The organism is Ensifer sp. PDNC004, from assembly GCF_016919405.1.
Taxonomy (GTDB): Bacteria; Pseudomonadota; Alphaproteobacteria; order Rhizobiales; family Rhizobiaceae; genus Ensifer.
Genome location: NZ_CP070354.1, coordinates 580,411 through 600,220, shown reverse-complemented (window position 1 = coordinate 600,220; position 19,810 = coordinate 580,411). Strand labels below are relative to the sequence as shown.

General features: G+C 58.1%; 20 protein-coding genes. 11 read left to right on the top strand and 9 right to left on the bottom strand.

Annotated features, from left to right (window positions below; all coding sequences use genetic code 11):
• Positions 1–6: 6 nt before the first annotated feature.
• Complete coding sequence (groL, locus tag JVX98_RS31115; protein ID WP_205239671.1) at positions 7–1,629, bottom strand: chaperonin GroEL; 1,623 nt, start codon at positions 1,627–1,629, stop codon at positions 7–9.
• A gap of 169 nt (positions 1,630–1,798) precedes the next feature.
• Between groL and JVX98_RS31110 the strand changes: the two genes are divergently transcribed.
• Complete coding sequence (locus JVX98_RS31110) at positions 1,799–2,605, top strand: universal stress protein (protein WP_192448519.1); 807 nt, start codon at positions 1,799–1,801, stop codon at positions 2,603–2,605.
• Here the strand turns inward: JVX98_RS31110 and JVX98_RS32785 are convergent.
• Positions 2,512–2,895 carry a helix-hairpin-helix domain-containing protein gene (locus JVX98_RS32785; RefSeq protein WP_371826599.1) on the bottom strand — a complete coding sequence of 128 codons (384 nt, stop codon included), beginning with the start codon at positions 2,893–2,895 and terminating at the stop codon, positions 2,512–2,514. The two genes, JVX98_RS31110 and JVX98_RS32785, sit on opposite strands and share 94 nt — an antisense overlap.
• Positions 2,896–2,971: 76 nt before the next feature.
• Complete coding sequence (locus JVX98_RS31100; RefSeq protein WP_205239669.1) at positions 2,972–3,391, bottom strand: DUF3775 domain-containing protein; 420 nt, start codon at positions 3,389–3,391, stop codon at positions 2,972–2,974.
• A gap of 274 nt (positions 3,392–3,665) precedes the next feature.
• Here JVX98_RS31100 and JVX98_RS31095 point away from each other — a divergent pair, with 274 nt between their 5' ends.
• Positions 3,666–5,180, top strand: coding sequence for a bifunctional aminoglycoside phosphotransferase/ATP-binding protein (locus tag JVX98_RS31095; RefSeq protein WP_205239668.1), 1,515 nt, complete (start codon positions 3,666–3,668; stop codon positions 5,178–5,180).
• Positions 5,181–5,756: 576 nt separating this feature from the next.
• Here JVX98_RS31095 and mgtA read toward each other — a convergent pair.
• The 3 genes from mgtA to JVX98_RS31080 all read right to left on the bottom strand — a co-directional run bounded on the left by mgtA (position 5,757) and on the right by JVX98_RS31080 (position 9,398).
• The gene (gene mgtA, locus JVX98_RS31090; protein ID WP_246765136.1) at positions 5,757–8,306 is read right to left on the bottom strand and encodes a magnesium-translocating P-type ATPase; all 2,550 of its coding nucleotides are present in this window, start codon (positions 8,304–8,306) and stop codon (positions 5,757–5,759) included.
• 360 nt (positions 8,307–8,666) lie between these two features.
• The gene (locus JVX98_RS31085; protein ID WP_205239666.1) at positions 8,667–9,002 is read right to left on the bottom strand and encodes a cytochrome c; all 336 of its coding nucleotides are present in this window, start codon (positions 9,000–9,002) and stop codon (positions 8,667–8,669) included.
• Positions 9,003–9,398: a hypothetical protein gene (locus JVX98_RS31080; RefSeq protein WP_246765084.1), complete on the bottom strand. Its 396-nt coding sequence runs from the start codon at positions 9,396–9,398 to the stop codon at positions 9,003–9,005.
• A 235-nt stretch (positions 9,399–9,633) separates the two neighbouring features.
• On the opposite strand from JVX98_RS31080, the gene JVX98_RS31075 reads away from it, so the two are divergent.
• The 7 genes from JVX98_RS31075 to JVX98_RS31045 all read left to right on the top strand — a co-directional run bounded on the left by JVX98_RS31075 (position 9,634) and on the right by JVX98_RS31045 (position 15,865).
• Positions 9,634–10,323, top strand: a complete 690-nt coding sequence (locus JVX98_RS31075; RefSeq protein WP_192448513.1) for a CBS domain-containing protein — start codon at positions 9,634–9,636, stop codon at positions 10,321–10,323.
• Between the two features lie 4 nt (positions 10,324–10,327).
• Positions 10,328–11,263 carry a 1-phosphofructokinase family hexose kinase gene (locus JVX98_RS31070; RefSeq protein ID WP_205239665.1) on the top strand — a complete coding sequence of 312 codons (936 nt, stop codon included), beginning with the start codon at positions 10,328–10,330 and terminating at the stop codon, positions 11,261–11,263.
• A 360-nt stretch (positions 11,264–11,623) separates the two neighbouring features.
• Complete coding sequence (locus tag JVX98_RS31065) at positions 11,624–11,965, top strand: DUF5335 family protein (RefSeq protein WP_192448511.1); 342 nt, start codon at positions 11,624–11,626, stop codon at positions 11,963–11,965.
• Positions 11,966–12,038: 73 nt separating this feature from the next.
• Entirely contained in the window at positions 12,039–13,022 is a 984-nt protein-coding gene (locus tag JVX98_RS31060; protein ID WP_205239664.1) for a zinc-dependent alcohol dehydrogenase family protein, read from the top strand.
• A gap of 268 nt (positions 13,023–13,290) precedes the next feature.
• Positions 13,291–14,280, top strand: a complete 990-nt coding sequence (locus tag JVX98_RS31055; RefSeq protein ID WP_205239663.1) for an ABC transporter substrate-binding protein — start codon at positions 13,291–13,293, stop codon at positions 14,278–14,280.
• The gene (locus JVX98_RS31050) at positions 14,277–15,101 is read left to right on the top strand and encodes an ABC transporter ATP-binding protein (protein WP_192448508.1); all 825 of its coding nucleotides are present in this window, start codon (positions 14,277–14,279) and stop codon (positions 15,099–15,101) included. Before JVX98_RS31055 ends, JVX98_RS31050 begins: the two co-directional genes overlap by 4 nt.
• Positions 15,098–15,865 (top strand): ABC transporter permease, encoded by a 768-nt coding sequence (locus JVX98_RS31045; protein WP_192448507.1) that lies wholly within the window; start codon positions 15,098–15,100, stop codon positions 15,863–15,865. The genes JVX98_RS31050 and JVX98_RS31045 overlap by 4 nt, the downstream gene beginning before the upstream one ends.
• Before the next feature lie 214 nt (positions 15,866–16,079).
• Here the strand turns inward: JVX98_RS31045 and JVX98_RS31040 are convergent, their stop codons facing one another.
• From JVX98_RS31040 to JVX98_RS31030, 3 genes are all read right to left on the bottom strand, one after another.
• On the bottom strand, positions 16,080–17,123 hold the full coding sequence (locus tag JVX98_RS31040) for a lysylphosphatidylglycerol synthase transmembrane domain-containing protein (protein WP_205239662.1): 1,044 nt from the start codon (positions 17,121–17,123) through the stop codon (positions 16,080–16,082).
• Positions 17,124–17,336: 213 nt separating this feature from the next.
• Complete coding sequence (locus tag JVX98_RS31035; RefSeq protein ID WP_205239661.1) at positions 17,337–17,744, bottom strand: hypothetical protein; 408 nt, start codon at positions 17,742–17,744, stop codon at positions 17,337–17,339.
• A gap of 70 nt (positions 17,745–17,814) precedes the next feature.
• Positions 17,815–18,018 (bottom strand): hypothetical protein, encoded by a 204-nt coding sequence (locus JVX98_RS31030; RefSeq protein WP_205239660.1) that lies wholly within the window; start codon positions 18,016–18,018, stop codon positions 17,815–17,817.
• Positions 18,019–18,312: 294 nt separating this feature from the next.
• Between JVX98_RS31030 and JVX98_RS31025 the strand changes: the two genes are divergently transcribed.
• Positions 18,313–18,795 carry a BON domain-containing protein gene (locus JVX98_RS31025; RefSeq protein ID WP_205239659.1) on the top strand — a complete coding sequence of 161 codons (483 nt, stop codon included), beginning with the start codon at positions 18,313–18,315 and terminating at the stop codon, positions 18,793–18,795.
• A 423-nt stretch (positions 18,796–19,218) separates the two neighbouring features.
• Positions 19,219–19,683, top strand: a complete 465-nt coding sequence (locus JVX98_RS31020; protein ID WP_192449235.1) for an NUDIX domain-containing protein — start codon at positions 19,219–19,221, stop codon at positions 19,681–19,683.
• Positions 19,684–19,810 lie beyond the last annotated feature (127 nt).

Here is a 19,810-nt window from a genome sequence, read left to right as displayed (position 1 = left end):
CTGGGACTAAGCTTGCATGCCAGTCTCGACAAGACCGTCCCTTGTCGGTTCCGGTATTTCTGTCATGGTGGCTTCGGTGAGCAACAGAATGCTTGCGACCGACACCGCATTTTCAAGCGCTACGCGAATGACTTTTGTGGGATCGATGATGCCGGCAGAGACCAGATCGACATATTCCTTCCGCCCGGCGTCAAAACCGTAATTACCATGCCCCTCAATCATCTTCGCCACGACGACGCCGCCGTCGGTGGACGAGTTCTCCGCGATCTGGCGCGCCGGGAGCTCGAGCGCGCGCTTCAGGATCTGCACGCCGGTGCGCTCGTCGCCTTCACAAGCCTTTTCCTCATCGGTTACGGCATCTAGGCATCGCAAGAGGGCGAGGCCACCTCCGGGAAGAATACCTTCCGCAACCGCCGCCTTGGTTGCGCTGATTGCGTCATCGAGCGCTTCCTTCTTCGACTTGAGTTCCGCTTCCGTAGCAGCACCCACCTTTATGACGGCAACCCCACCTGAGAGTTTTGCCAGTCGCTCCTCGAGTTTCTCTCGGTCATAGTCACTCGTCGTCGTGGAGATTTCGCGCCTTATCTGGTCGGCGCGGCTGGCAATTGCCTTTTTATCTCCCGCCCCGCCGATGATCGTCGTCGTGTCTTTCGTGATGACCACCCGTTCAGCGTGGCCCAGTTGTTCTGCTGTCACGGTTTCCAGTTTGATGCCCAATTCTTCGGAAATGAGCTGGCCTCCGGTTAGTATCGCTATGTCTTGAAGCAGCGCCTTTCGCCGGTCGCCGAAAGCGGGTGTCTTCACGGCACAGTTACGGAGCGTTCCCCGCATCTGGTTAACGATCAGCGTGGCCAGCGCTTCCGTTTCAACGTCTTCGGCGATGATCAGCAATGGGGTTCCGGATTTGGCGACGGCCTCAAGCAGGCCGACGCAGTCCTTCAGCGACGTGATCTTCCGGTCAAGAAGCAGAATGACAGGATCTTCAAGCGACACTTCCATCCGCTCCGTGTCAGTGACGAAGTAGGGCGAAAGATAACCGCGATCGAACTGCATGCCTTCGAGTACCTCAAGGACCGTTTCGGTAGATTTAGACTCTTCGACACTGATGACCCCTTCGTCGCCGACGCGCTCCATTGCTTCCCCGATGAGGGTGCCAATATGCGTGTCGTTGTGCGCGGAGATCGTTGCCACTTGTTCTTTTTCGCGCTTTGAGGAAACAGGGCGCGAATTTCGTTTGAGTTCAAAAACTGCCCGCTTAAGCGCCCGATCCAGGCCCCGTTTGATATCGATCGCGCTTGCGCCGGCCACGACGTTGCGCAGGCCGTCGGCGAAGATTGCATGGGCAAGAATGGTCGATGTGGTCGTTCCGTCGCCGACGATTTCGCCGGTCTTTTCTGCCGCCTGCCGCAGCATCCGCGCACCGAGATTTTCCTCCGGGTCCTTGAGATCGAACTCCTTGGCGATCGTCACGCCGTCATTGCAAACGATCGGCGATCCCCACTTTTTCTCTATCAGCACGGCCTTGGATCGAGGTCCGAGTGTAACGCGAACCGCATCGGCAAGCTGCGCTGTTCCCTTCAGGATCTTTTCACGCGCCGCTGAGTGGAAAAGAACTTGCTTGTGCGCCATCGTCTCAATCCTCCGTCAACTACCGTCTAGCACGGGAGGAGGGATGCGGCCTTGATGGGCGTCAAAGACTTCTTCATTCATGCCATCGCACCTTTGACGGTGGTCAAGGCGAAACCGATGCATCGGTGCTTTGATAGAGCGATGGAAGTCCCAAAGTGGGGTCGTAGCGATGATCTACAATACAATATTGGTAAGCTTGAGCCTGCACGAAAGTGTTGCACGGCAGCTGAAATTTGCGCGTGACGTGGCGTCGCGCTTCGAAGCAACACTCATCGGTTTCGCAGCCGGCGATGTTCGCATCATAACAGCGGCGCCCCCCGGCGTGGTCATGGACGATGAATTCATGCGCCTTGAAGCCATCGATATCGAACGCCGTCTGGAGATGCTCAGGAGAGAGTTCGAGGCTGAAGGCGGAGCCGCAGACCTGCTGCGCACAAGCGTCGGTGATCCGACGAAAGATCTCGCGACCGCTGCGCGATTGGCCGACCTTGTTATCGCAGGTGTATCGCATGTTGGGAGCGAGCAGGTGGACATCAGTGAACTGATCCATTCGGCTGGCCGCCCCGTCCTTATCCCCAGAACCGATCTTGAGCCGCTCGCAGCCCACAAGGTCGTTGTTGCCTGGAAGGATACGCGCGAGGCTCGCCGCGCCGTGGTAGATGCGTTGCCCTTCCTCATCCATGCCCGTGAGGTACTTGTCGCATCGGTCGAAGATCAAGCAAAACATCGCGGCACGGAAACAGTGAATGATGTTGTGCGCCACCTGATCCATCATGGTGCAAGGGCCCGCGGGGAAGTCTTCAGCGCCGATGCTCCTTCAGATGGCGACACCCTGATCAATATCACCAAGCAGTTTGGGGCGGATCTGATCGTTTCAGGAGCTTATGGCCACAGTCGCCTGCGCGAGTGGCTGGTGGGAGGTGTTACCCGATCGCTGCTGCGCGAAACCTCTCTCCATCGCTTGATGTCGTCCTGAGAGACACTCCAAACTGTTCGCGTCAACTGGGTCGGAAAGGCGAAAAACGGTGTGCCCCATGTCCCCTCCGGATGAAAAGGCCCGCTCTCTGAGCGACCCGGCGTCCTATCCCGATCGGCCAACGAGGATTGAAGGCCGAGAGACCCATATGTCGTGGGTCTTCGAGAGATCGGCCGATCGAGCCTGGTGACAACGTCGGAGGCACGCCGATAGGCGCGCGATCCGAAGGTCTCCTCTGCCTGCTCCTCAAGCAGATCTGCGTAGTCACGCAACTGCTCAGCGATCACCATGTTGTCGCATCGCATCTTTTCCGAAACGACCGGACCGGTCACTCTTGCCACGCTATGCTCCTACTCGCCTCGAGCTCTACAAGTGTCCTTTCTCGTACTCCTGGCAAGATTCTCCGAAAGCAGCCATTGCCTCTTCCAGGTAGTCCGCAAGAAGTGGCGTTCCGATCAAATAGGCGGCCGTGTGTTCATTGTGGGCGTCGGCGGCCTCGACGCGAATTCGTTCCCAGTCATCTACCGTATCGTCTCCGCGGCCGAGCCAGCAAAGGGCGACGAGGTCGATCTGCTCGTCCTCGTTCATGTCCGAGATCGTGCTCTCCAGTTCGGATTCGACAGGATCGTCCGGTTGATCTTCGAGCACGGAAATCATATCGTCGTCCGTGGCGTTGGAGGCAGGGTCAACTTCGGAAGCAACATCCTTGGCGTCGAATTCGCGCGCCTTGATGATGAGATAGCAAACTGTATCGGGCGAGATCGACAGGTCCCAGGTTCTATTCATCTGAATTCTCCAAGTTCGCAGATTTGCCCGCCCCATTGTGACAATGAAGGGCGCAACTCCGCGTGCCAACACAGCTACGTTGTGTTGATATTCGTACGCCTGCACCGGAGCGCCTTGACGACCGTCAAAGTCGCCGAGACGTTGGGCGGATTATTCCTGTTGGCTCCGAAGTTTTCGCAGGAAGGATTGATCAGCGTCAACGCAACGACGGTAGATGGCGCGCATGATTGTAATGTTCTGACGGTGCAGTACACCGCCATTCAAGCGAGGCAACATGCTCGTCGAGGACCAGACCCGTGCAATCGCATTCCTGAGCGACCGACATTCCCACGGAGGCGACGAGGTCGAACATATCCAAACGCATATTTCCCATGTTTTTCTCATTCGCGATCGCGCTTTCAAGATGAAGCGCGCCGTCAAGCTTCCGTACGTTGATTTTTCTACGCCGGAATTGCGGCTCGAAGCCTGCAAACGGGAGGTTCGCCTGAATTCGGTCACGGCTCCCGGTCTATACCTTGGCATCCGGACGATCTCGCGCGCGCCGGCGGGCAAGCTTCACTTTGGCGACGGCGTGCTGGTCGAACCGGTTATCGAGATGGTTCGCTTCGAACAGGAAGCACTGTTCGATCAAATGGCCACGCTGGGACGGCTGAACGCGAAGCTGCTGACCCAAGCGGCACGCATGATCGCTCGCCACCACCGCAGCGCACCTATCGTTCATCGCAGTTCAGGATCTGCAAACATTGGCGCCGTGCTGGCCATTAACAGAGCTGGCTTTGCTACCAGCCGCGTCTTTGAGGAAGCTGAAGTGGCAACGATCTGCCACCTGTTCGAAGAAATCCTGAAAGAAAATGCGCCGCTTCTTGATAACCGAGAGGCGGCCGGAAAAGTCAGGCTTTGCCATGGGGACCTGCACCTGCGCAACATATGTCTCATTAAGGGAAAACCTTGTCTATTCGATTGCATCGAGTTCAATGATCAGATTGCGACCATCGACACGCTCTACGATCTGGCGTTCCTTTTGATGGACTTGTGGCACAGAGGATTTGCGCAATTCGCCAACCTGGTCATGAACCGCTACCTCGATGATACGGACGATGATGACGGTTTCGTGCTTTTGCCCTTCTTCATGGCCCTGCGAGCGGCCGTCAGGGCCCACGTGATCGCCACGCAGGTTGCCGAGGGCGGAGATGCGGCCGCCCTGAAGTCCGAGGCACGTTCCTACTTTGAGTTGGCTCGCAGGCTCCTTACAAAAGTTCAACCGCGTCTTATCGTGATCGGCGGCTTCAGCGGCTCGGGGAAGACGACCGTCGCCGATGCGCTAGCCGCCCAGCTTGGCGCCCCTCCCGGCGCTCGCATTATCGAGAGTGATCGTATTCGCAAGGCGTTGCACGGCGTTGCCGCCGAGGTACATCTCGATGCGGATGCTTATCGACCGGACGTTTCTGACAGGGTTTATTCCGAGATGGTTCGCCGCAGTCTGGCGATAACGAAGGCCGGAGGGTCTGTTGTCGCCGATGCCGTGTTTGACCGTCCGGAAAACCGTAGGCTTATTGAAATTTCATCCAGGGCCGCAGGTACCTCATGCGAGGCCGTCTGGCTACAGGCTGACGCCCAGGTCTTGCAGCAGCGAATTTCGGGCAGGCACGACGGCCCGTCCGATGCGGATCTGCGCGTCTTGGCCCGGCAGTTATCGGGTAGGCAAAAGCCACCAACCTGGCGCTTAATCAATGCGCAAAGGCCGGTTGGCGAGATTGTTTCCGAGATCCTGGAGCCCGGGAACGGGTAGCGATATCGCAAGCAGGATTGGTCTTGCCGAACAGAAGAGACCAACTTCGATAGCATGAACCCGCCGCTCGTCGGATCCAGTGTTCGGCCCCTCCAGCGTGACATCGGAATTCGCGCACGTTCGCCGATCTTCGCCCCCACGCCGGCTCGGCGCAGTTGCCTCAACGTGGAACGAAATACTGCGGCTGTTGATATGTGCCTCGCTTTTTCGACCGACTCGGTTGCGTATTCGCCCATTGGCGGCGGCGCGGCATGTTTCACGATCAGAACCGCACTGCGATATCTACGGCACAAAAATCTGCCGCGACCCTGACATTGCGTTCGACCTGACCACCACCAGTTACGAGGAGAGAATTTTGCAGGTCATCGCCCTGAGCTTCTCAAGCCGCGGGAAGCCTCTACACATCCTAAAGCGGCCGGCCGACGCCTGATCACGTTCAAGGACGGTGGCGGCGTGTGCTATGTTGCCAGCCTCGGGCGCTGATCGTCAGAACAAGCCGGGCCAAGACAAGGCCCAGGAGGCAGGTTAAAGAAGACGTTCTCAGCTGGCCTCGTTGAGGAAGCGTAAGATCACACGTTAGGAAGCGAATGACTGACCAACCCGCGACAGGAACTGCCGCTTCACCTGCTCGGCCAGAATCAGGTAAATGGTGGTCAGTGCCGCAAGCGTCAGTACCACGTGAGCTGGGAGCGGCACGAAGCCGAACCAGGCTGCGAACGGCGAGAACGGTAAAGCCAGCGCCAGTATCACGATTCCGAGCGAGCTTGCGGCAAGGGCCGGATGTGGCCAACTCTGCCACGGTCGCGCTTGCGTGCGGATGACGAATATCACCAACACCTGGGTCATAAGCGATTCCACGAACCATCCTGTCTGGAACAAGGCTTCGCTCGCCTGGAAGACCCACAGCAGCAGTCCGAAAGTCAGAAAGTCGAACAAGGAGCTCACAGGCCCCAGAACAAGCATGAAATTGCGCACGAAATTCATGTCCCAGTGGCGCGGTTGCGCGATCATCGCTTCGTCCACGCTATCGAGCGGGATGGCGATTTCGGAGGCATCGTAGAGCAGATTGTTGAGAAGGATCTGCACCGGCAGCATGGGCAGGAAGGGCAGGACGATTACCGCTCCCGCCATCGAGAACATGTTCCCAAAGTTCGAACTCGTCCCCATCATCACGTATTTCATGATATTGGCGAAGGTTCGCCGTCCCTCGCGTACGCCCTCGACCAATACGTTGAGGTCGTGCTTGAGGAGGATCATGGCGGCCGCGTCCTTGGCGACGTCGACCGCTCCGTCGACAGACAGACCGACGTCTGCCGCCTGCAGCGACGGCGCGTCGTTGATGCCGTCGCCGAGGTAGCCGACGACATGTCCCCTGCGGTGCAGAGCCCGAATGATGCGTGCTTTCTGCGGTGGGGTGACGCGGCAGAATAAAGTGGTGCCGGGGAGACGCGCCGAGAGTGCCTCATCAGTCAGGTTGGCGAGCTCGGGCCCGTTGATAACGGCTGCAACTGAAATGTCCAGCGCGGCACACACATGCCGTGTCACCCGTTCGTTATCGCCGGTGACGATCTTGATCGTTACGCCGAGGCCTGAGAGTGCCTGCAACGCCTGGCGCGCGCTCTCCTTCGGCGGATCGAGGAAGGCTGCGAACCCCGCGAAGGTTAGTTCGCTCTCGTCAGCAATGCCGGCATGATCGCGCTCTGGCTCGACCTCGCGCCACCCGACGCCCAAGAGGCGGAAACCCTCATCTCCGAGCCGCTCGAGGGTAGCGCGTGCCGTTTCGCGGGCGCCGTCATCGAGCGGCCTGACAACGTCGCTTCCGGCGACCCGATAGGTCGATGCATGTCCGATCACGTCTTCTGGAGCGCCCTTGACCACTAGGAATCGACGTCCGTCGTGCTCGGCGAGGATCGAAACACGTCGCCTTTCGAAATCGAAGGGCACCTCGTCGATCTTGCGCCAGCCGGCAGGGTCAATCAGCGCTGAATCGAGGATGGCATCATCAAGGGGGCTCTTTAGGCCGGTCTCGAAGACGGCATTAACGTAGGCCCATTGCAGGACATCGTTGCTTTCGCCGCCCTCGATGTCAACCTCACGGACGAGCTTGATACGAGCTTCTGTTAGTGTCCCGGTCTTGTCGCTGCACAGGGTGTCCATGCTGCCGAGATCGTGGATCGCCGATAGGCGCTTGACGATCACCTGCTCGCGCGACATGCGGACGGCGCCGCGCGCAAGGGTCACCGAAATGACCATCGGTAAGAGTTCCGGTGTGAGACCGACGGCCAGCGCCAGGGCAAAAAGGAAGGACTCGATCAGTGCCCGTTGGAAGAGCAGGTTGACCAGGAGAACAAATAGTACCAGGAGCACGGTGAGCCGGACGACCAGCATGCCGAAGCTCCGAGTGCCGAGCGTGAAGGCGGTCGCCGGCGGCTCTTTGCTCAGCGCGCCGGCGATGGCGCCGAGGCGCGTGGCTCGCCCAGTTGCGACAACCAGACCACGTGCCGAACCGCTGATGACAGAACTACCCATGAACACGCCGTCGTCCCGTGTGTCCGTGTTCACTTCACCTGTCGACGAGCCGTTCGCGTTCTTCTCGACCGGGTAGGGTTCCCCGGTCAGCAGCGCCTCGTTGACGAACAAATCTTGTTCTTCGGTCAGTCGGCAGTCAGCTGGCACCAGATTGCCGGCGGAAAGCAGGACGACATCGCCGGTCACCAGATCGGCAGCGGGCAAGTCCTGGGCGCGTCCATCCCTTACAACGCGGACGCTGAGCGCCACGCGCTGGCGCAACGCCGCGGCCGCGGCCTCGGCGCGATGTTCCTGGACAAAGTCGATAAGCACCGACAGGATGACGATCGTCGATATAATGAAGAAGCTGGCCCCCTCATGCGTCAGCGCCGCAATCGATGCGGCCAACAGCAGAATAAGCACGAGTGGATCGGCGAAACGACGCAGCAGGCCGAGGATCAAACGTTGGCGTCGCGGCTCGTCGATGAGGTTCGGCCCTTGCTGTGACATTCGAGCGGTGGCTTCAGCGGTGCTCAGGCCGTCGGCAGAGGTCTGCAAGGCAATATAGAGATCCCCTAGTGGCTGGCTCCAGAGGTCACAACCAAAAAGTGCGCGCACGGGCGCGTCACTCGCTCGCTTAGTGTTGTCGCTATCTGTGGCTGAAATGACCAAGCTTCGCATCGCACCGATGTCGTAGTTGCAACCAGGCGGGGAAATTATGCTCGCCCACCGAACAAGCGTCAATGGCAGTCACCACCGCCATCGGCCCCACACCCGGCCGTGATCGAAATCAAAGTTATCATCAAGATCTTGGCGTATCGCTTCAAACCTGAAGGAAGACCGGCATCAGTCGAAGCAGACCGCTTCCGCAGGAAAGCGTCAAGCCAATCGAGGACTGTTGGCTAGCCCCACCTTCGGTCACCGGTTTACGCCAGAGTGGCGTGCGCAGAGCACGCGCCACTCGCTTGGTTTTCGGCCCTAGTGTCCCTGCGACTTGATATAGGCGGCCAGGTCAGAAATTTCGGCGCGTGTTAGCGAGAGATCGGGCATCCGTGAATGCTGAGGCGCCGACAGGAATGCCGACAAGCGGGCAGCATCCAGTTTGCCCGATTTTTTCATTTCGGAGAATGTGGGAACATTGTCTGATCCGCGTTGCTGTCCGGGGCCTGTCACGTGACATTCACTGCACCATCGATTGGCGATGGCGCGACCGTGCGCAAGATCGGCCGCGCTGCTTTGATCTCCGAGCAGCAACAAAAAGACGGCGGCAACCTGCAAGGCTTTGGTTCGCTCCGATGGTAAGGTCGTCAGCATCTAGAGTACCACCTGTGCAGCCGTGTTTTCGACCAGACGTTTCTCGTCATCGTGAAGTCGCCTTGCCGCCTTGCGTATGATGGCCGAGCCTATATCTGCAAAGCGCGCGCCTGCGCTGTTGTAGTCCAACAATGCGTCTTGCCAGTAGGTGCACCATATATCGAACAGATCGTTTTGGTGATCGGGCGATTGACAATCTTCCAACAGGCACAAGTCGCTGTGGAGACGGCTTTGCAAGAACTTCAACGCCTCAATCTGATAACGAAGGGTGGCCTCGATGGACCCCGCCTGCATATGCCAGAGCGACCACACGGAGCCCATCATTTCGATCGAGGGTAATGGGGAGAGAACGAACCAAAAAGGCGCGCTCGATTGATGCAGATTTGCTCGTTGCATGGGCATCGCTCCAGTTGCTGACCCAGTCCCGGTGGCTGAGCATGACGCCCAAACGGCCGGGAAACTCCGTTTCAACCCTATCGGAGCCTGCCATCCTCGTCTTTGATGGCGATCAAAGCTAGCTGCTGCATTTGCTGAAGATCAAAAGGGTTCGGCGTTCCTTGATCGGCGTCAATCTCCGATGCCAGCCGTTGAGATATATTGCGCAGATCGAGATTTTCTTACGGGGTCGCAGATGCATGCTTCGGACATCATGACCAGAAGGGTCATAACCCTGAGCCCCGAACATAGTGTGCGACATGCCGCACGACTGATGCTCGACAATCGGGTTAGCGGCTTGCCCGTCTGCAACGACGAAGGAAACATCGTCGGTATCCTGTCCGAGGGGGATTTGCTACGCCGCTCGGAGTTGGGATCGTCAACGCTTAAAGAGACGGGCAACCGTCTTCGACAGGGTCCCGAAACTTATATCAAGACGCACAGTTGGCGCGTCGGAGACGTCATGACCAAAAACCCGGTTACGGTAGAAGCGGACGCATCCGTGGACCAGATCGCAGCGCTGATGGCCACGCACGCAATCAAGCGTGTTCCCGTTGTCCAACGGGGCCGCCTGCTTGGGATCGTGAGCCGTCGCGACATTCTCGAGGTTGTCCTTTCTTCCAAGCCCGAGCGGTTTGCCACCGGTGACGAAGCCATCAGGCGTGCAGTAATGGCGCGCCTCCTATCCGATCTCAATCTTGATGCAGGCACTGTCGACGTCAGGGTGGAGGGCGGTGTCGTTGCACTGTGCGGCAGTGTCGAAAGCGGCGTCAAACGCCTGGCTGCTCGTGTTGCCGCAGAAACCGTATGCGGGATCGGGGGCGTGAGAAATGAACTGCGCGTCATCAACGAGGCCGATTGCAAAATTTCACGCCCTCACCGGTGAAACGATGGCCGTTCTCGCGATCGCACTCAACCCCACCGTCGATGTTTCGAGCCATGCAACGCGCATTCACCCGACCATCAAGGTGCGCACACGCAATGTGCAACAGCGTCCAGGCGGCGGTGGTGTCAATGTCGCAGCGGTCATCGCAACGCTGGGCGGTAGCGCAGAACTGGTGGTTCTGCAAGGTGGCGCGACGGGTGCGATACTCAATGATGCTCTCGCTGCAACGGCCATCCGCATCCACTCTGTAAAAATAACGGGATCCACCCGCATCGCCTTTATGGTGCATGAAGAAGAAACCGGGCTTGAGTATCGTTTTGTGCCGGAAGGTCCCGAAATTGCTGCAGGCGACGTTCGTGCAGTCTTGCAGGTCGTTGACGAATTCCAGGGAAACTATCTGGTTGCAAGCGGCAGCCTCCCGCGTAACGCGCCCGCCGACGTCTACGCCGAGATTGCCAGATGTGCAGGCAAAAAGGGGACCAAGGTCATCCTTGATTGCCCTGGAAAGACGTTGTGTGACACACTGGGCAAGGCTCCAGTCTTCCTCATCAAGCCGAGCCTTGAGGAGCTTGAGGTTCTTGCGGGCTGCCGACTGGACGAGGGTGGCGTCGCAAAGACGGCGTCCGCATTGGTAAGGGACGGTGCCTCGCAATTCGTCGCAGTCACCCTCGGCCGCGAGGGTGCATTACTCGCAGGCGATTTCGGCACCTTGCGCGTGCCAACGAAGCATGTCGTCGCCAAATCCACGGTGGGCGCCGGAGACAGCTTCATTGGTGGACTTGTATGGTTCCTTGAGGCAGGTGGGTCAATGGAAGATGCATTTCGCTTCGGCGTTGCCGCCGGTGCGGCAGCGGTAATGGCGCCGGCAGGGGAGCTCTGCAGGCGCGAGGATGTGTTTGCGAACTACGGTGAAGGCTGGTTGCCAGGCGGACCGGTTTAGGTCAGGCGATTTGATCGCCGACAAAGCCGAGGTACCTGAGATGGTTTAGGATTGCATCAATCCTTGGGACGCCGAGCAGTTGTCGACCCGAGCGTGTGAGTCCGTCTGAGAATCGTGAAACGGCATTTTTGCTGCAAACCGTTGGTGGAGTGATGCTAATGCCCTGAGGCACCTTTTGCCGGGCCATGCCACAGGACATTTGTCGCGAGCCATTCAATCACGCATCTGATTCTCGCCAGGATACCCGCGCCAGGAACAGACCACGCATGGCATAGCCTGGCGCCGTGAAGCAGCGATTTGACCGGCTGGGGTGCCTAGCTTGCCCATACCCCGGCCATTGATGAAAAGGGAGTGATGAACATGACCAGTCGCATCTTGGATCGGTCCGAGTGGAGGTTTTTTTTTGATAGCATGGCAAAGGCCCTTCGCGGGAAGCGGGCGCAGGTCGAGATTACCGGCCTTCGACTGGGTGACCAGATACAGACGAAATCTGTCCCGTTACTCGGCATCACCTTCGATCCCAAGGGCGATCTGCTGGAGATTGCTATGGAGGGATTGGATCATCTCATTCACAAACCCTCCAGCATTGCAATCCGCGAAGAGATCGATGGGCTCAGTGGTATTGAAATCGTGGATTCAGAAGAGCACCGCCAGATTGTAACCCTGACGAGCCCGCTTATGCTTTCTGCGCCACGGGAATGAGCAGGAATATACGACCTTGCCCGGAATGTCGCCAGGAGGTCTTGGCCTGACTTGAATTCAGTTGAGGTGCGTGATGAAGGCGATGGTACTTGAAAAGCCTGGGACGCCTCTCGTTCTCAAGACCCTTGCCGACCCGCGCCCGGGCCCTGGCGAAATCCGAATACGCGTGGAAGCCTGTGCCGTCTGTCGCACCGACCTCCACGTCGTCGACGGAGAACTCGATCATCCGAAACTCCCCCTGATCCCTGGCCATGAAATCGTCGGGATGGTCGATGCCGTCGGCGACAACGTTGATCGAAGTATTATTGGAAGCCGTGTTGGCGTGCCGTGGCTGGGCTTTACTTGCGGTCATTGCCCCTATTGCCGTGCCGGCCGAGAAAACCTTTGCGACATGCCGCTGTTCACGGGGTTTACCCGCGATGGCGGGTTTGCCAGCCACGTCGTCGCCGACCAGCGATTTTCCTTCAGGCTTGAGTTTGCGGACGATCCCGTGGCTGTCGCGCCGCTTTTATGCGCTGGCCTTATTGGCTGGCGGTCGCTTAAGAAGACAGGCGATGCAAAGCGCATCGGCCTTTTTGGGTTTGGGGCTGCGGCCCACATCATTACCCAGATCGCGATATGGCAGGGTCGCGAAATCTATGCGTTCACCCGAACTGGTGACATTTCGGCCCAGCGCTTCGCAATCAGTCTCGGCGCAAACTGGGCCGGTGGATCGGAGGCGACCTTGGAAACGGTACTTGACGCCGCCATCATCTTTGCGCCAGCGGGCGAGCTCGTTCCGACGGCACTGCGCGCAGTGCGCAAGGGAGGGCGCGTGGTGTGTGGCGGCATACATATGAGCGATATTCCTCGAATGTCCTATTCTGTTCTCTGGGGTGAACGCGAGATCGTTTCGGTCGCGAACTTGACGCGGGCGGATGCCTGTGAGTTCTTTCCCGTGGCTCAAAAAGCCCAAGTGACGACCCACACCGTCGTCTATCCCCTCGAAAGAGCGAACGAAGCCCTCGATGATCTGCGCCGCGGCAGATTGAACGGGGCCGCCGTCATTGTGCCGTAAACCCGAATGAGGAGCGGGGAGGGCTCTCCGCCGCTTGCCGCCGTTGGAGTGTAACCACACGCTCATCCGATCGATCCGAGGCAGGCAGCCAGCTCGCTGAACGTTGCGCAGGATCAATGCCAAACCTCCAAAAGCTGGCAGTATGACTTGGATGGCGCTTCGCATAATCCATTTTGCGAAAGGAAGGCGTGCGCCACTGAGAGACGCCGATGGGAAAGGGAAGGGGCCCGATAAGAAATTCCGCTTTCTCAAGGCCAGGATTCATCAAATGATTATCAGACGGCTGAAACGAAGGCAGATTCTCGCGATGGCGATCGCAACAGGCTTTTGGGCGGCTGAATCAACCGTGAGCAACGCAACGAGTGTGACCATCCGCATCGGTCATTTCCCGAACATAACGCACGTTCAGGCGCTGGTGGCCAGAAGCTTTGAACATCGCGGACGAAGCTGGTTCGCCGATCGCTTAGGACCGGGCGTCGTTATCGAATGGTATGCTTACAATGCCGGCCCGAGCGCCATGGAGGCAATCTTTGCCGGCAGTCTGGATCTAGCCTACGTCGGACCGAACCCGGCAATCAATGCCTATGCGCGTTCTGGTGGAGCTGAGATCCGTATCGTGGCAGGCGCCGTGAACGGTGGCTCTGCGCTTGTCGTGCAACCGGAAGAAAGGCTCGCCGCTCCGAAAGATTTCCGCGGGAGACGGATCGGGACACCTCAGTTCGGGAATACTCAGGACGTCGCAGCCCGAGCTTGGCTGCGAGATGGAGGCTTGCGAATTACACAGGCAGGTGGGGACGCCTATGTGGTGCCGACTTCAAACCCGGAGCAGTTGTCTCTTTTCAAAACCCGACAACTCGATGCTGTTTGGACAGTCGAGCCGTGGGTTTCACGTCTCGAGCTGGAAGCGGCTGGCAAGGTGCTGATTGAGGAAAGGCAGGCGATCACGACGGTGCTCATCTCAAGGGTTGGGTTTCTTGAGCAACATCGCGATCTCGTGCATCGATTTGTTCAGGCCCATCGCGAACTCGGAGAATGGATCAGCCGTCATCCCGAGGAAGCCCAGGCTATGGTCCGCGAAGAGCTGAAAGCGGATTTTCGGGTAACGATGTCCCCGGAGCTTACATCTCGGGCATGGCCGCGCATATCGGTTACCAGCGATATCGCGCTTTCCGCTTTGCAGGAATATGTGGCCAAAGCACAACGTGTCGGCTTCCTGGATGCGGTCCCGGATCTTTCTCAGCTGGTCGAACTGCCATGATCATCCGCGCGCCTTTTGTTGCAGCAGACACGCAGCATTGCAGTCTTGCGACGAGCAAGCTCGATGTTCAAACCGTCTCGAAATGGTTTCGAACGTCTCGTGCCAGCGTGCACGCGCTAGCCGACGTATCGATGCAGGTTGCAGCCGGTCAGATCGTTTGCGTCGTTGGCCCGAGCGGCTGCGGCAAGTCGACGCTTCTCGACATCATCGCTGGGCTGACGCGACCAGATGCCGGTCACGTGTTTGCGGACGGTCAGGAGGTCGCAGGTCCCGGCCGAGAGCGGTTGGTCGTGTTTCAGGAACCGTCCCTTTTCCCTTGGCTGAACGTGTTTGGCAACGTGATGTTCGGCTTGAGACTTTGCCCAGAGCTTCGTGGGGACGAGCGCCGGGACATCGCGCATCACTACCTATCGCTGGTAGGACTGGAAAAGTTTGCAAAGGCGCACGTCCACGAACTGTCGGGTGGCATGAAGCAGCGCGTCGCGCTTGCGCGTGCATTGGCGCCTGATCCGCAAGTGCTCTTGATGGACGAGCCATTTGGCGCGCTCGACGCAATGACGCGGGAGCACCTTTACGACGACGTCCAGAAGATCTGGGCTGACAGTCGCAAGACGGTGGTGTTCGTGACGCACAACATGCGCGAAGCAACGTGCCTAGGCGATCGCATCTTGCTGATGTCGAGTGCCCCCGGAACAATCGTGCGAAGTTTTGACATCCCGCTGTCGCGCCCTCGCAGCATTTACAATGCCGAGTTGGTGGCACACGCGGCAGCGGTTGCCGATGCGCTCCGCGGCACAATGGGAGGCGGAGAACCGGAATGAGGCGAGCGGCGTTCGTGACGGCATTCTTTGCCGGGCTGCTCCTGATTTGGGAGCTGGCGGCCGATACTGGCTGGTGGTCACCAGTTCTATTCCCTTCCGCCGTAAACGTTGCCCGATATCTCTGGGGCGCAATGAGCGATGGTACGCTCCTTGAAGCAATCCGCGTTACGCTCCGACGGCTGCTGCTTGGGTATGTGATCGGAGCGGCAATTGGTCTCCCGCTCGGCGTTCTTACAAGTTCGTCGAAGGCTATGGAGGACACGGTTGGTTCACTGGCACTTGGCCTACAGACCTTGCCGAGCGTGTGCTGGGTGCCCTTCGCCGTGCTCTGGTTCGGACAGACCGAGAGTGCGATGCTGTTCGTCGTCGTAATGGGCACGGTCTGGTCGGTGATAATCGCGACCAACCACGGAGCTCGAACCATCCCGCCGATCTATGCAAAGGCTGCGCGGACCATGGGCTCAAAGGGATTGCATTTGTGGATGACGGTCCTGCTGCCAGCATCCCTGCCTTTTCTTGTCAGCGGCATGAAGCAGGGGTGGGCCTTTGCGTGGCGCTCATTGATGGCCGCCGAGATCTTCGTGACAATACTGACCGGTTTCGGTCTTGGCCAGTTGCTTCACTATGGACGTGAGCTGAATGCAATGGATCAGGTGATCGGAGCCATGATGGTGATCGTCTTGATCGGCCTGCTTGCAGATCGAATTCTGTTTGCGCCCTGGGAGCGTTTCCTGCATCGCAGGTGGGGAACGGGCCTCGACTAAAATATGGGCTTGAGATTGCGCGATCTCGATCGCCTGGTAGTTCTTGCCGATTGACGGACAGTTGAAGGCGGGACGCATGGTGAATTGCTTGACGCTGGCGGCGTTTACGCCCGTCTGTGGCAAAACGATTGCGAACCGTAGTGTCTTAACGGCAGCTATTAACGCAGGCCGGAGCAAAAATTGCCATCATCCGAGCATTCGGCGTGACGGCGGATCAGGGCGATGGACCGCGATCATCGCTTTCCGCAACACTATCGATCGGGGTATTTGTTTCCTTACGGATTAACAAAATCCCGGGCAACATCGGCAACCAAAGCGTAAAGCCACGAAAAATAAGCGTCGCGGCAAGACTGCCTTCGATACTGCTGCCCATGATATGGAGCAATGCCGTGCATGTTCCTTCGAAGGTGCCAAGTCCAAGCGGGACTGGCGAAAGAGTCGCCACGACTGAGGCCAGTACGAAGGCTGAGAATGCTGCAACGAAATCGACGTCTATCCCGACCGAACGGGCCGCGATCCAAAGAGAGGCCGCATCGAGCAGGAAAATTCCGGTCTGCAAGCAAATGCCTTCACTTACAAGCTCCACGTCTCGAAGCAGATCCGTGCGGGCACTTCGAAGGATTGCCGACAGCTTTGCGGCAGGAGCCCAACTGAGGGCGGCGTTTGGGATGATGCGGCTTTGCCGCCTGATCAATAGAAAGGCAGCGCCTAAGAATATCAAAAGAGCAGCTATGAACGCTGCTGTGAGACGTAGCCAGGCCGCAGCAAGCTCCCCGCTGCTCGACACGATTGCAAAGGCGACTAGGGCGACGAGCAAGTAGCTGGAGTAGTAGGTAAAGCTATCGACAAGGATAGCTGTCGTGACAAGGGATGGGGAAACACGCCGACGGAGCAGACCACGCGCCACGATCGCTGCGCCACTTAGCCCGCCAGAAGGAAGGGCCTGATTGGCGAAGAGTTGAACGACTGCAAGTCTGAAGAGACCTAAGAAGGGCTGCTTTACGTCTGCCCGGCATAGCACTCTGAACCAAACCGCTGCGGCAAAAGCATACGTGCCGCACTGACAGACAGCCGCTGCTCCCAGCCAGATCGGGGCGGCGCCTTTAACGATTGAAAGGAAGATGGCCACGTCGGCGAAATGAAGGGCGAATGTGATGAATACGCCAAGAACAAGTACCCCGGAAAGCCAGCCAACTGCTATGGTAAGGCCACTCTGCCCATCTTCTACGAAACGAAATGCCGCTTCCGGAAGCGGCATTTCCTGCCGTCCGTTTGCCTCCTGGCCGTTTCGATCACCCCCGTTGCTCAAGGCAGCGCCTCAACAGCAGGATATACCGAACACGCTGCCGGAGACTTGCCGCGCTGTATTCGGTCGTTTCGCCGGCATGCTACCCATTATTCTCCTCCAAGCAGTGTTTCACCGATTGACGGCCCTAAATTAATGGTCGTAGCCACAGACGCGCGACAATCGCTATCGACATCGCAAGAGCGTCGCGAGAACAACAATATCGATGACGAGGCCAAGCGAGCCGGGCCTCTGGGTCAAGGTGTAGCTGGCGCCAAAATCGTGTCCCGGGTCATGAAGGTCTCGCGGTCGCAAAAGCTCCTCAATTTCATCGATGAAGCGGCAGGACAACATGGGCGGCGTTGCAGGCATGTGATCCCATAAGGTTTTCGGCGCCTGGGGATCGAGATCCACCGTGGGTCGGTCCATGAACGGCACGAACGAACGGTGCATCATGCCCGGACGGTTTGGGAGACGACGAACCATTCTACCGGAGTGAGGTTCGACGAATTGGTCGGTCGAACCTACTGGTTCCATCGTCGAAAGCGCCGCCTTTTGTTCGCCTGGCGGCAGCAAATAGAGCCCTGCAGCCAACAGCATATTCTCCCAACCGGCCAGCCCCATGCCGATCTATGCAACGACGCACTGAATGGGGCAGACGCCTTCAACCTCTGCCTTGGAAGTGATGATCGACGATCGCTCTTGCTTTGGTCAATGCATCCTCCACAGTGTCGGCCAGGACATGGTCTGGGTTCGTTGAAGGAAGGCGCGGGCCTGGCATTATATGCAGGCGCCAACCCGCGCCGTAGTGAATCAGTTCGAAGCTGTAGCCTCGATGTTCAACGTGGCTGCTTTTGAGATGTGCCATCGAATCCTCCCGTCTGCTTTCAGTCTGCCACGGTGGGCAATTTCTGCATTGACGGGTATCAAGGATAACACCATTCCTGCCGCCGAATTTGCTCCGCGCTGGCGGACGGAAAGTGGCACCCGAAAGCTACGAGTAGCGATAGATTATGACGTGGCTCATTGCTCGACGTAGCCGAGCATCTTCCGTCGAATTGAACGAGACGCTCGCACGCAAGATTGATGGCCGTCAATGCCGGGCGAGACAAGACTGCGCAAGATAGGGCGATGGTCCCGATGGAATCGAAAGGTTTGCGCCATGATTAGCGACACAGTGTTGCGGCAGGAAATCATTGACGAGCTTGACTTTGAATCCGCTATCGACGGCTCGCATATCGGTGTTGCCGTGGAGGACGGGATTGTGACATTGACCGGATGCGTTTTCTCATCCGAGCAGAAGGCACTGCTGGAAAGTCTCGTTTGCAAGGTCAGGGGCGTTAGGGGGATTGCAGAGGAAGTTGAAGTCCGCCCCTTAGGCGTTACTCGCACCACAGACGAGGAGATTGCCAGACGGATGGTCAATGCACTGGCATGCAACGCAATTGTCCCAAGCGACACTGTGCAGATAAAGGTGGAGGGGGGCTGGGTGACGCTTGTGGGTACGGTCGACAACCTCGATCAGAGCGTCGCTGCAGAGAATGTCGCGCACGCGCTCGCTGGCGTCGGTGGAGTGACAAACAAGATCGAGGTTACAGGACCAACGATTGCCGTCGGTGCCGCAAATACGTTAAGACAACCCTGAGGTTGTTGCTGAGCGACGTTGTCGAAAGAGGTATCCAGGCTGGCTGGTTTTGACTGAGTCTCGGCTGATCCATTTCCGAAAGAACAATGCCGCGACCGTTGAGCGCCGTATTCAGCGCTACGCCCGGCAGGGCGAGTGACCAGGCAGGTCGGTGATCGCCGCCCTAGCCGTGCCGATGCGGACATGTCCGAGCGATCATGGCATTATTGGACCACGAGAAGAGTGCCCGGGTACAAATACGCAGGCTTCGCTCAGCGCGCGATACGCTAAGAGTGGTCGTCAAGGCGATTGTTCATCGGGAGAAAGAACTGGCCATGGTTCAATTCCACTCAGCCGGTTGGCGTGTCAGGAGGATTTACACAGGTGAACCATGGCAAGCCCAGCAAGCCGGCAGCAGAACCCGTGAGCCAAGGGAGAAAAGTATTGCCACCAAGGAGCGCCGGTCTGTTGTTACATCATGGAAAAGGGAAAGATCTGGAAGTTTTATTGGCCCACCCCGGAGGGCCATTTTGGGTAAAAAGAGACGGCGGCACATGGTCCATACCCAAAGGACTGATCGAGCAGAACGAGGAGCCTTTGGCGGCGGCGATCCGCGAAACTGAGGAAGAACTCGGCGTACGAATAGAAGGCGACTTCGTATGGCTCGGAGAGTATCGGCAGCCAAGCGGCAAGGTCGTGTTCGCCTGGTCGGTCAGCATGGCGGAGAAGATAGACACGACGGCGATTACGGGCGGGAAATTTGAGATGGAGTGGCCGCCGAAATCTGGCCGTATCGCCTCATTTCCAGAAGTGGACAAAGCTGAATGGTTTGGGATCGACGTTGCCAAGGCGAAAATACTGAACGGGCAACTGGCGATGCTCCTCGATCTGCAAAGAAGTTTGTCTTGAGACTTAGACAACCATTCAGGAACGGGCGAGGGAAGCTGTCGTGACTTACGGGCCGTTGCCGCCGCAGCGAGCAAACGCGCATTCTTCAGTTACAGCGCCTCCAATTCGCTTAACTGCATGAGCCTGC